Source organism: Agrobacterium sp. rho-8.1, assembly GCF_033957725.1.
In the GTDB taxonomy this organism is placed as follows: domain Bacteria; phylum Pseudomonadota; class Alphaproteobacteria; order Rhizobiales; family Rhizobiaceae; genus Agrobacterium.
In genome coordinates this window covers 155,137-167,280 of the sequence record NZ_CP192791.1, presented here as the reverse complement: position 1 = coordinate 167,280, position 12,144 = coordinate 155,137, and the positions used below count along the sequence as shown (strand labels likewise).

Annotated in this window: 10 protein-coding genes and 1 pseudogene; 6 read left to right on the top strand and 5 right to left on the bottom strand. The window is 55.3% G+C overall.

The window, feature by feature from the left end; translation table 11 throughout:
* Nucleotides 1-15: 15 nt before the first annotated feature.
* Nucleotides 16-912, bottom strand: a complete 897-nt coding sequence (locus RMR21_RS24570) for an AraC family transcriptional regulator (protein WP_498672362.1) — start codon at nucleotides 910-912, stop codon at nucleotides 16-18.
* Here RMR21_RS24570 and RMR21_RS24565 point away from each other — a divergent pair.
* Nucleotides 911-1,318, top strand: coding sequence for a DUF2000 family protein (locus RMR21_RS24565; RefSeq protein WP_498672360.1), 408 nt, complete (start codon nucleotides 911-913; stop codon nucleotides 1,316-1,318). The genes RMR21_RS24570 and RMR21_RS24565 overlap by 2 nt on opposite strands.
* Before the next feature lie 118 nt (nucleotides 1,319-1,436).
* Here the strand turns inward: RMR21_RS24565 and RMR21_RS24560 are convergent, their stop codons facing one another.
* Genes RMR21_RS24560 through RMR21_RS24550 form a run of 3 tightly spaced genes read right to left on the bottom strand, consistent with a single transcriptional unit; the run spans nucleotide 1,437 to nucleotide 3,011 of the window.
* The gene (locus RMR21_RS24560; protein ID WP_498672358.1) at nucleotides 1,437-1,862 is read right to left on the bottom strand and encodes a DUF1810 domain-containing protein; all 426 of its coding nucleotides are present in this window, start codon (nucleotides 1,860-1,862) and stop codon (nucleotides 1,437-1,439) included.
* Between the two features lie 55 nt (nucleotides 1,863-1,917).
* A complete protein-coding gene (locus RMR21_RS24555; protein ID WP_498672356.1) occupies nucleotides 1,918-2,238 on the bottom strand; it encodes a hypothetical protein in 321 nt (106 codons plus the stop codon).
* Nucleotides 2,235-3,011 (bottom strand): exonuclease domain-containing protein, encoded by a 777-nt coding sequence (locus tag RMR21_RS24550; protein ID WP_498672354.1) that lies wholly within the window; start codon nucleotides 3,009-3,011, stop codon nucleotides 2,235-2,237. Before RMR21_RS24550 ends, RMR21_RS24555 begins: the two co-directional genes overlap by 4 nt.
* Before the next feature lie 370 nt (nucleotides 3,012-3,381).
* Here RMR21_RS24550 and RMR21_RS24545 point away from each other — a divergent pair.
* The 4 genes and pseudogenes from RMR21_RS24545 to RMR21_RS24530 all read left to right on the top strand — a co-directional run.
* Nucleotides 3,382-4,101, top strand: a pseudogene (locus tag RMR21_RS24545) (OB-fold nucleic acid binding domain-containing protein); the annotation flags it as partial.
* 188 nt (nucleotides 4,102-4,289) lie between these two features.
* Nucleotides 4,290-6,500 (top strand): PAS domain-containing sensor histidine kinase, encoded by a 2,211-nt coding sequence (locus RMR21_RS24540; protein WP_498672352.1) that lies wholly within the window; start codon nucleotides 4,290-4,292, stop codon nucleotides 6,498-6,500.
* A gap of 562 nt (nucleotides 6,501-7,062) precedes the next feature.
* On the top strand, nucleotides 7,063-8,469 hold the full coding sequence (locus RMR21_RS24535; protein ID WP_498672349.1) for a sensor histidine kinase: 1,407 nt from the start codon (nucleotides 7,063-7,065) through the stop codon (nucleotides 8,467-8,469).
* Nucleotides 8,469-8,843, top strand: coding sequence for a response regulator (locus RMR21_RS24530; protein WP_498672347.1), 375 nt, complete (start codon nucleotides 8,469-8,471; stop codon nucleotides 8,841-8,843). Before RMR21_RS24535 ends, RMR21_RS24530 begins: the two co-directional genes overlap by 1 nt.
* Before the next feature lie 166 nt (nucleotides 8,844-9,009).
* On the opposite strand, the gene RMR21_RS24525 is transcribed toward RMR21_RS24530, so the two are convergent.
* Nucleotides 9,010-10,734 (bottom strand): putative bifunctional diguanylate cyclase/phosphodiesterase, encoded by a 1,725-nt coding sequence (locus tag RMR21_RS24525; protein ID WP_498672346.1) that lies wholly within the window; start codon nucleotides 10,732-10,734, stop codon nucleotides 9,010-9,012.
* Between the two features lie 174 nt (nucleotides 10,735-10,908).
* On the opposite strand from RMR21_RS24525, the gene RMR21_RS24520 reads away from it, so the two are divergent.
* Nucleotides 10,909-11,996, top strand: a protein-coding gene (locus RMR21_RS24520) for an IS3 family transposase (RefSeq protein ID WP_498668958.1) whose coding sequence is annotated in 2 segments (ribosomal slippage) — nucleotides 10,909-11,158 and nucleotides 11,158-11,996 — 1,089 coding nt in all. Because the reading frame shifts where the segments join, the coding sequence is not laid out codon by codon here.
* Nucleotides 11,997-12,144 lie beyond the last annotated feature (148 nt).

Below are 12,144 nucleotides of genomic sequence, written 5' to 3'. Positions count from 1 at the left end.
CGAACACAATCAAACTTAGTCAGAGCTTGCAGAACGCATTACCAGCCAGTGACCTGGCGTCATACCGAAAGCTTTGCGAAAATGGCGGGTAAAATGTGCCTGGTCAGCAAAACCCGCATCTGCTGCCGATTGCGCCAAACCGTTCCCGTTAACAATTGACCGTTTCGCCAATTCAAGTTTGCGCATGATGAGGTATCGATGCGGGCTGGTACCTAGCAACCGGCGAAACTGCCGGGCCAGCTCGTAACGATCCAACCCCGATGCAGCCTCCAGCGCTTCAGAGCGCACGATATCGCTGCAATGCCCTTCGATGAAGTCACGGGCACGAAGAACAGCCAACCGCGCCGACTTGGCGATGCTTTTGGGCGGTGCACCTGCTTGGCGGGAAAGACCCGATGCCAGCCGCACCACAACGTCGTCCATTATCAGGTCACTTGGTTCTTCGCTCAGATCGGCAAGAATCTCTGCCAGTGCCTGCCAGAGGCCGACATCGGCAACCACCGGATCGGGAACAAATGGAAGGGCGTGGCGGTAACCATCGACGGCCCCAATCAGGTCAGGAGGCAAATAGATCATCCGATAGATCAACCCATCCTCGGTACCTGCAGCACCATCATGCAGCTCGTCGGGATGCAGCACGATCACGTTTCCAGGGCTGCTGAAACGCTCGGTGCCGCGATAGCGGAAGGTCTGTACACCATGGAGCGTCAGCCCTAGCGCGTAGGTGTCGTGCCGATGCGGCGAAAAAGCATTGCCATGAAATCTGGCTTCGATCCGCTCGACCCCATGTGAGGGCGCGGCGACACGCATGCCGTCGGCAAATCCGACTTTGCACGAACGTTCAAGACCGCCCGCCTTGTTGGGAGCTAGGTCTTCTTTTCCCTCGATACCCTGAATGGAGTTCAACCGCATGTTTGACACCAAGATCGCAATCGTTATCCGCGATGACCTCGCAACTTGGCAAAGGTTGAATGTCACCGCCTTCCTGACCAGCGGCATCGTTGCCCAGACACCAGCCATCATCGGCGAACCATACCGGGATGCGGTTGGTCATGTCTACAATCCCATGACGATCCAGCCAATCGTGGTCCTCGCCGCGGATCAGGATACGCTGCGCACGATCCATAGGCGGGTTCTCGACCGCGACGTTACAGTCTCGGCTTATATCGAGGAGATGTTTTCAACAGGGCACGACGCTGCCAACAGGGAGGTGTTCGCCCGGTTCGGCCCAGACAATTCGAAACTGGTAGGACTGGCACTTAGAGCCGAAAAGAAGGTGGTGGATAAGATCGTAAAGGGAGCGAAAATGCATCCTTGACGTATCGGAATTCAGGTTTGGGCACTGCGACACCGTTGGAATAGCTGCGCTACAGCACTTTCACGCAGCCGAACCCTTGTTTGAGTCGCGACTTTTGCAAAAGTCGGTAAGGATCTGATCATATATTGTTCTTCAACACTGCAAGCGTGGCTTGATCGCCTTCACCTCCATAAAAGACGTGAAGGGCGGTCTCGAATGACGAACCACTCTGGGCGGCTATGCCAAACAACGTCATGCTGGAATGAAACTTGAGGTCATCGGGAGAGCCAAGAATGTCGTGCGCACTGAGGCGGGGATGGCTGAGCATGGCGCGCGTGCACTCCTCCAAACGGGCGCCCAACACAGGATGTTTCAGGTAGGCTTCGGCTTCAGAACGTCCAGAGATCGCGTAAAAGCGGGCAGTTTCCGATCGACCAAGTCCGTGAATTTGCGGAAAGATGGACCACATCCAGTGAGACCTCTTCTGTCCGTCACTCAACTCCCGCAATGCTTTTGCGTACGTGTCTTGTTGTGCTTTGATGAACCGCGCCAGATCAAATTCCATCCCTGTGTCCTTCGCTCAGCGGGTCAGAGTCTTGTCTTCCGGGTGCCATGGCATCTCAGTCCATTTCCAACTGTTCGAACCAAGCTGCGTAAGGAGTATTCTTGGCAAGGTGCCGGTTAAAATCCGGCGCCTCGTCATGCCACCAGACTGGACCGCGTTCACCAAGCGCGACCTTGGCCGCATCCACTTTCTTGCGGGCTTCGATCATCGCTGGCGAGCCCGCCGATGCATCGCGAACCGCCCGGCGTGCAGCCATCAAATCCTTGACCAGTGCCGCACGAGTGAGTTCATCGAGATTGGGATTGCTGCGACGCCACAGCCGTCCTTTCACGACGAAGTATCGACCATCGGGCGTGTCCGGACACGTCTTGCTCATTCGAACCCAAGCGTCCCTTGCGCTGGTTGCGCATCCTGAGATGGCTTCGCCTCAATCCGCCGGGCCAGTTCGGTCTGTGCGCTGAAGCGCACGTCCACATCCCGATCTGCGATGAAGGCGTTCAGCGCCTCGATGCTGATGCGATCCCACGGTTTCCCTCGATCTGGTCCGGCGGGTACACGCGGTAGAAGGCCTGGTTCGGCGCTCCATGCCAGGCAATTCTCAAGTGAGGTTTGGTTCAACATATCTCGGAGATGATGAGCTGTAACGTAGGCGTCGGGCATCGCTCGATGTGCTGGGAGGCCGATATCATGTACCAGTCCTATGGGCATTCGTTGATAACGCAGCATCTGGTTGGAAAACCGTGGAAGCTCTGGCCAGACACGCAGCGCGCATTTCCATGTGCAGATCCAGGGCGTTTCGCCTGTAAACCGCCGTGTGCAATATCGTTGCTCGAAAGCGGCTCGATGAGCTGCCAAGGCGTCGATACGGCCGGGTGGACGGAGAACGGTTGATGCTATTTCCTTCCAGAACGGAGCATCCGCGACTTGGACATCCAGGATATGATGGATCGCTATCGTGTCGGGCGAGATCGGACGGCCAGGGTTGACGAACAGCGCCCCGCGCTCATTGGTGACCTCCCACTTTCCAGTTTTGTCGATGACGACATCCTGCCAGCCGATCTCACAAACGTCGTGTGGGCCATTGCCGCCTGTTTCGAGATCGATGACGCGTACCCTGGCTTCGACCACTTCGGTGCTACCTTTCTTCAAACTCCAGCATTGGTAAGCGCGATCGGCGTAGGATGGTTCCTGAATATCAGGCCTTACGATCAGCGGGGCTTGCACGCATCGACAGCCAATGCTGAGGGATTGATCAGACTCAACTGAAATTTATTTTGTGCGTGTCACCCAGCATCGTTTCAAATCTTACTCGCTGATTCAATTCGCGAATCTCTCGAGTTGCTAAAAATAGAGGACTGCATTCCTAATTTAGCGCCTCTTGACTCTTATTGGGCGCAGGAACAGAACGTGAACTTCAACATTGAAAACGGCATGAAGCTGCTCCCGTAAACGACACGAACCGTAAGGATTGCGTGAACGATGGCTGCTGCGCGCGAGCATGTCATAGCGGATCTGCGTGATGGCATCGCTTCAACTCGAACGCCGCGATGCGCTCTGGGCGATCAAGGCGTTGCGTAACGAACCGTTACAGCTCTTTGCAGCCGCTGCAAACCGCGAGCAGAAATCAATTGCCGAGCAGGCGGAGCCTGAAGTCGAGCTCCGGCAAATGACCGAAGGCCTTAATGTGGTTGCGGACTACGGACACGTCGGCCTGACATTTCGCGAACATCCAATGGCATTCCTGCGCGAGAGCTTGGCCAAACGCAGCATGGTGACGTGCGAAGAGGCGATGTCCGCCCGCGACGGCCGATGGGTTTATACCGCAGGTCTCGTCCTAGTGCGGCAGAAGCCGGGGAGCGCGAAAGGGGTCATGTTCATCACGATTGAGGACGAGATAGGTCCTGCGAACGTCGTCGTCTGGCCAAGTCTATTCGAGAAGCGACGCCGTGTCGTTCTGGGGGCGTCTATGATGGCGATCAACGGACGACTTCAGCGGGAAGGGGAGGTCGTGCACCTTGTGGCACAGCAGCTGTTCGACCTGTATGCGGACCTCTCTGGTCTCGCTGACATGGATGTGGTGTTTAATGCACCATCAGGACGTGGAGACGAGTTCGCTCACGGCTCGGCAGGTGGTGGGGATTCTCGCGATAGACAAAAACCGGTGCCCGAGGCGCGGGACATCTTCATCCGGGATTTACACATCGATGCGCTGAAGGTGAAGAGCCGCAATTTTCAATAATCAGTGGCAGGAAGATATTCCTTTAGCGCCAGTGTGATCGCTGCATCGCAGTGACTGCGCCTTTGTTCTAATGTTATATCGTCTGTCCGTATTTCCTCTACTCTTCGGCCCGTGATGGATATAACGTGCCGCATTCTCCAGAAGTAGCTCCAGAGGATGACAATTGAAGTTCGTTGATGCAAATCGGCGTGAAACGAAAACCAGGCAGCGCCATGAATCCCGAGTTTCCTCATCCTTCCCAAAATGCCCCGACGATACGAGAGAGGTTTCTCGAAGCCGTGCTGCAAAGCGCGATCGATTACGCAATTATAGCTCTGGACCTCGACGGGCTCGTCACCAGTTGGAACGAAGGCGCACGCCTTATAATGGGGTGGACCGAAGAGGAAATGATGGGAGCACCCGCTGCGGTGTTCTTTACGGACGATGACAAGCGTGAAGGTATTCCGCAAAGGGAGATGACCTCCGCACTCGAGAAGGGGCGTGGCAACGATGAGCGCTGGCACCTGAGAAAGGACGGCACGCACTTCTGGGCATCGGGCGAAATGATGACGCTGAGGGACGACGACGGCCGAGTTCAGGGCTTCATCAAAATCATTCGAGATCGGACGGAGCAACGCGAACGGGACGAAAAGATCAGGGCTGACGCTGAGTTCATGCGCAAGGTTCTCTCGTCCTCGGACGATTGCATCAAGGTCCTCGATCTCGACGCGAGGCTTACCTTCATGTCAGAAGGCGGAAAGCGAGTCATGGAAGTTGACGATTTCGACGCTATCGCCGAATGCCCTTGGCCTGATTTCTGGCAAGACAGCGGCAACGACGCGGCCAAGAAAGCCGTCGAGGCGGCGAAAGCCGGGCAATCAGAACGTTTTATAGGGATGGCGAACACCGCGCGTGGCAATCCACGCTGGTGGGATGTGCAGGTTACGCCAATCCTCGGGGCTGACGGGAAACCCGAGCGCATACTCTCGATTTCGCGCGACATCACCGCGACCAAGGTCGCGGAGGAAACATCGAGAGAAACGCAGGCGAGGTTAAGGTCCACTCTCAAAGCGGGCGGGCTTGGTTACTGGCAACTGAACATGGAAACCATGGTCCTTGAGGCATCTGACATCTGCAAGCTGAATTTTGGTCGGTCGCCGGATCAGCCTTTTACGTACAGCGACCTTAGGGAAGCTGTTCACCCAGATGATCGGACACGGATGGCGGCAGCCGTTCAGGATACCATTTCCACAGGGTCGGACTACGACATCCAGTATCGTATCATCAAGCCGGACGGGGACACGGCATGGGTGTTGATACGCGCTCAGTTGATCCGGGGCGACAAAGACAACCCGACCTATATTGCGGGGGTCTCGCTAGACATCACCGATCTCAAGACAACGGAAGAAAGGCTTGCTCGTAGCGAAGAACGTCTGAATTTGGCGCTCGGCGCGTCGAGCATTGTCGGAATCTGGGACTGGGACCTAAAAACGAACCTTATCTACGCCGATCCGAACTTCGCAGAAATTTACACCGTCGATCCTATCCGGGCCGCCCAAGGTGCTCCTCTCGAAGAGTACGTCAAGAATTTCCATCCAGACGATTTGCCAACTTTCGAGGCAGAGCTCGCTCGATTGTTCGAAGGGCAGGAAACCTTCAACTCTGAATATCGCATCCTTCAACCGGATGGTGGCGTAAGGTGGGTTCATGCCCGCGGCCGCCTTATACGAGATGAGGCAACCAAGCCCATTAGGTTTTCCGGCGCTTCCGTCGAGATCACCGAACGCAAGATGTTTGAGGAAACGCAGTCACTGCTGATGCACGAACTGGGTCACCGGGTGAAGAACACCATGGCGGTCGTGCAGGCTGTAGTGACGCAGTCGCTCAGGAATGTGACCTCTGTTGAAGAGGCCGCAGGTAAAGTCAAGTCAAGACTGGCGGCGATGGCGGTCGCGCACGACATCCTCATCAATCGCAACTGGCTTAGCGCGACGTTGACGGACGTCATTCAGGGGACGGCCAGTGCAACCGGGTTGGGGGACGACAACCGCTTGCGGCTATCCGGACCTGCCGTCAAGCTTGGGCCTCAGCAGGCATTATCAATAGGTCTGGTTATCCACGAATTGCTGACCAACGCCCTGAAATATGGCGCTCTGTCCAACGAGACAGGTTCCGTTAAAATCGCTTGGGAAGTAACTGGTCTACCGACCACTCATTCTCTGAAGTTCGTCTGGCAGGAGATCAACGGCCCTTCGGTCATCGCGCCAGCTCGACGAGGCTTCGGCTCCAGACTGATAGCGTCGAGCCTGCAAGGGTTCGGAGACCTAGATATCCAATATCTGCCAGGTGGTATCCTGTTGGAGCTCGTGGCCGCGCTCTCGAAGCTCGAGCCCCTCAGCGATGAGCCGATGAGCCGGTAACGGAGATACATCGCCGGGCGAAAATATCACGGTCGCGGCGCTACGTCCGCCGCGTTTCCAACGATATACCCTCGTCTGGAAAGGGGTCGCTTCCCCTGCTGCGTATTTCCACACAGTCACACTTCGTTGCAGGCGTGGTGCCCATTTTGTCCCAGAACCCCATACCAACCCTGCTGGCTATTTGGAACAAACTCCGCCTGCTGGGCGGGGAAGATGGAGTCGTGCTTCTGGTCGGGTCGAACTCTGGCGAGCCCGACCCGAAAACGTCGGCACCATCGTTAATTGCCTTCAGTATTCTGGAGAGCATGTTGCGTCCGGGATTGCTTCCCTGATTTGGAAATGCCAACGCGGATCGGGCGCTGAAACGCTCTGATCTTTTCAGTCGTCTAACCTTCGTCGAGTCCGAAATAAACCATGTGACGCAGTAGGGAACCTTTGCACTGATCTCACGTTTGTGCCTACTTGAGTGGCAAGCTTTTACATTCAGTTTCATTATTCCGTCTCCGGGAGACGAGACTGACAACGCTCACGTTTTTTAGATAGCAGTCGAGCGCGGTCCTGAATGCACAACTCCATTACCGATTTTTCCATAATCGTCCAAGGAATGCCTCAGCCTTACCTCGTTCTCGACGCGGAACTTGTTATCGTGGGGGCTAGTGACGCTTACCTCGCGCTGACAGACCGGACACGCGATGACATAGTGGGGCAGAATATCCTTGAGGCCTTTCCCGAGAATCCGGATGCTATCGGAACGGTGGAACAGGGTCCGCTGGAGGTGTCTCTCCGGCACGTCCTCCATACACGCAGGCCTCATGAGATGGCGGTCATCCAGTATGACATACCACAACCGGGAGGCGGTTTTGTCCAGAAATTCTGGACACCTGTCCATACGCCTGTAATCGGGGAGAATGGTGAGGTTCAATACATCATCCAAAATCCCATGGACGTTACCGAAAGCGTCCTGCAGGCCAGGGAGGCGGACGCCCGTCTGCGCGTCGCGCATCATGCCGCAAATCTCGCTTCCTGGGAGTACGAACCAGAGACGGACATCTGGCGGCGAAGCCATGCGGTTGACGAGCTGTTCGGGTTTGCACCTGGAGAAGGTGGTCCCGTGGCAGCGCCGTTCTTTGCACGTATGCACCCGGCTGACCTACCGCGAGTTGCCGAGTTGGTAAATAGTTTCCTCGGGTCGCCGGACCAGACAATCGTCAACTTCGAATACCGCATCGTGTTGTCCGACGGTGAAATGCGCTACGTCACCTCACGTGGCGAGGTCCTCCGGACTTCGAAGGGGAAGGTCAGATTGATCGGCGTGATGATGGATGTCACGGAAGACCGAGCCAGGGAGGCCGCCCTGGCGAACGCAGTCGAAGCCCAAGGCGTGTTGATTGAACAGAAGGACGCCCTGCTTTCCGAAGTCAATCACCGCGTCAAAAACAGCCTTCAATTAGTCGCCAGCACGCTCCGCCTTCAATCGCGTCGTATCACCGACTGGACCACTGTCGAGGCGTTCAGTCAGGCGTTATCCCGTGTAAGGGCGATTATTTCCGTCCACGAGCGGCTGTATCGGACAGATAACTCGCTGACGGTGGAAATCGCCGATCATCTCCGAAACCTTTGCCTCGACCTTACTGGAGACAAGGCCTCCACCCACGTCATGGTCGATGCGGATGAGATGCAACTACCGACAGAACGCGCAATACCAATTTCGGTAATAGTGAATGAGCTGGTTATGGCGGTACTCAACGATACGATCACCAACGGCCGACGACTTACAGTTTCCCTCAAGGAGAACGGCGATGAAGAGCTGGAACTGGCTATCATAGGAAACGAAGGCACCTCTGGGTTATCTGAACTCGGGACTCGCCTTGTCACCTCAATGGCCGCACAGATCGACGGACGCTTTTCAGACGACGTGTTAGGAGATGGATATCGTGTCGCTGTCCGGTTCCCGAAGGCGGTGAGTTGATGCCTTTGCGTGTTTTGATAGTCGAAGACGAAATGCTTTTAGCTCTCGATCTCGAGGACATGTTGACCGATGCGGGTTTCGTGGTTGTCGGACAGGCCTCCGACATGGATCAGGCGCTGACGCTCGCCGATAGAATCGAAGGCCGCATCGACGTGGCGATCATGGACGTAAATCTAGCGCGAGGGACGAATGGCGTTGATACCGCAGCGGCGTTGCGCCGTCGTTGGAACGTGCCGTCACTGTTTGTATCAGGCAACCTTGATGAACGGACTAGAGAACGCGCGATGGAATGGCAGCCGATTGGTTTCGTGGGCAAGCCCTATTCCGAACGCGAAGTATTGTCTTCACTCGGGGCTATCGTCGGCCTTCAGTAGGCGATTGTGTTTCGGCGTGGAATATTGACCCCTCTGGCGGGGTGGTTGGTGCGGACAAAAAGTTGGACTGCTTTATACGTTAAGGCCAAGACTTTTTCGGTCGGATTTGGATCAACGCAAGCTGTAAAACAGGCTGGAATTTGGACGATAGTCAAGACACGTGGGTCTATCTTACAACGGGCCTGATCTTTTTCGGGGGCAGGCTGGTAGGTCCAAGGATATCAACAATAGTTTGAAACGGTGCAGGTTTTCCATAGAGGTACCCCTGACCAAAACGGCAGGCAAGCCCAATGAGTGTCCGCTCCTGCTCAACCGTCTCTATTCCCTCGGCAATTGTCTTGAGACCCATTTCATGGCTCAAGCCAATTAACGCACGCGTAATGGCGACATCACTCGGTTTCTCGTTGATGTTTTGTACGAACCTTCGGTCGATTTTGAGGGTGGTGATGGGATAACGCTGCAAGGAACTCAGGGAAGCGTATCCTGTTCCAAAGTCATCAAAGGCAATTCCAATACCCAAATCACGAGCCAACGTCATGGCTTCGAAGGAGCGATCATCGTCTGCGAGTGCGATGGTCTCGGTAACCTCAAGTTCGAATTTGTCTGCCCTCACCGAATGGCGCTGGAGAGCATTGGCGATTTTGGCAATCAAGTTCGGGGCGCGCAGCTGGGCTGGAAAAAGATTTACGCTGACCTTTATATCATGCCCAACTGCCTGCAACGCGCCAGCGCGCTCAGCGGCTTGGTCGAGGGTCCACCATCCGATCTCCAGCGCCAACGTGCTCTGATCCAATGCCGGTAAAAACGCCCCTGGCGAAAGCAAACCACGTTTTGGATGGTGCCAACGGAGCAAAGCCTCAAGCCCGACGATCCTTTTATTCAGAAGGTTTACCTGAGGCTGATAAAATAACTCCAGTTCGCCTCCACGCAACGCTCGAAGGAGCTCGTCACGTATCTCCCTGCGGGCCGCGGTCTCCCTGCGCATTGTAGGGTCGTAAAGGCGGATGACGTTCCCGCCTTCCGCCTTGGCTCTGTATAGCGCAAAGTCTGCGCTTGCGATCAGCTCGTCAGTGTCAGTTCCATGAGAAGGAGCAAGGGCGATGCCAATGCTTGTCCCTATTTCGTGGATCTGCCCTCCCAACTCAAAAGGTTTACGGAATGCTTTCAGAATGGTTTGCGCCAGCGCGTGGGCTTCAAATGGGTCGTTTACACCCTGAAGAAGCACCGCAAATTCATCACCCCCAATGCGAGCAATTTGCACTTTGGGATCGAGCATATGAGGAAGACGAACACCGATAGCTTGAAGGAGGCAATCACCGACTGCATGTCCGTGGGTGTCGTTGACCTCTTTAAATCCGTCTAGATCAAGGAGGATGACCGAGGCGGTACTGCCAGCCTCCAGACATTCCGAAAGAAGGGTTGAGAACCGATAACGGTTTGAGAGTCCCGTCAGCGTGTCCTGGCTTGCTAGTCTAAGCAGCTTACCGTCTCGTTCCCTTCGACCAGTAATGTCTGTGATGACAGCGCCCGCACAAAACCCCTTTTTACCGCTCCAGACGGAAAGGGTGATCTCAATGGGGAACTCCGTCCCGTCCTTCCTCAGAGCGGAAACCTCTACCGGCCGCCCCTTGAGTTGTGGAGCCTCTCCGCCGGCCACTCGCTGCAACCCTGCCATATGCGCTCCCCGCATTCGCGTAGGGATGATAATCGTGATCGGCTGCCCGATCATCTCGGATTGCTCGTAGCCAAATAATTTGCATGCAGACGGATTGGCGAACTCAATATCGCCTTTGCTATCAATGGAAAGCAGAGACAGGTTCGTTGCCTTTGCGAACTGCGCGATAGTAAAGGCGACCTGTCGGCGGCTTCGTGCGACAACTGTAGTTGACATCGGTTAGGGCTGCCCCGGAAAAAGGTGGCGAGACGAACGTGAAACGATAACGCGACTTACAGTTGCTCTATATCAGTGAAGTTTCATTTAATATTCTGAATGGGTAATCCCCCCGCAAATTAACGGGCTTCAAAAGTAGAATTTTCTCGGGCTTTATGATCGAGGAGATTTTTGATGAAGACGAGCAGATTTAGCGAACCGCAGATATTGGCCATCCTGCGCCAGGCAGAAGGTGGTGTTCCAGTTCCCGAGCTATGCCGGGAGCACGGGATGAGCACTGCCTCATTTTACAAATGGCGGGCCAAGTATGGGGGCATGGACGCATCGATGATCAGCCAGATGAAAGCTCTGGAGGATGAGAACCGTCGGCTGAAGAAGATGTATGCGGAGATGAGCATGCAAGCGGAACTGCTCAAAGAGGCTTTGGGAAAAAAATGACGCGGCCATCTCAACGCCGAGAGATGGCCGGGAAAGCAGTGGCATTACGCGGGGTGAGCATTGCGCTTGCCTGCCGCACCTTCCAGGTCAGCGAGACCTGCTATCGCTACAGCGCCAAGCTGAACGACGAGAACGAGCAGATCGCCGATCTCCTGATCGGGCTGACGCGGGCAAAGAAGACTTGGGGCTTTGGCCTGTGCTTTCTATACCTACGGAATGTCCGAGGACATCGCTGGAACCACAAGCGTGTCTACCGCATCTACCGCGAGCTGGAGTTGAACCTCAGGATCAAGCCACGCAAGCGTTTGAAGCGGGACAAGCCCGATGCGTTGACCGTGCCGGAAGCTCCGAACCTGGTCTGGTCCATGGATTTTATGGCGGATCGTTTGGAGGACGGTCGGCAATTCCGACTGTTGAATGTCCTGGACGACTTCAACCGGGAGGGGCTGGGTATCGAGGTGGACTTTTCGCTGCCTGCTGAACGCGTCATCCGCAGCCTGAACCGGATCATCGAATGGCGCGGTAAACCGTTCGCCATTCGTGTGGATAACGGGCCTGAGTATGTCAGTGGCAAACTGATGGAATGGGCCGAAACGCAAGGAATTGCGTTGAGCCACATCCAGCCCGGAAAGCCGCAACAGAACGCCTATGTCGAGCGCTACAACCGCACCGTCCGACATGAATGGCTTGACCAGTACATCATTGAAAGCATCGAGGAGGCGCAGGAATTCGCCACGCAGTGGCTATGGACCTACAACAACGAACGGCCCAATATGGGCATCGGCGGCATAACGCCTGCACAGAAACTAAAAATGGCCGCGTGAGTTCTACTGCGGAGCCCCGTTAAGAATGGGGGGATTACCAATGAACCTGTCCCAGATGGGAGATAGGAAAGAAAATTTGGTCAGATCGACATTCAGGATTTCCAAAGGCGTAATCGATGATTCATAGGCGACCATGTTTTGCCAGGGG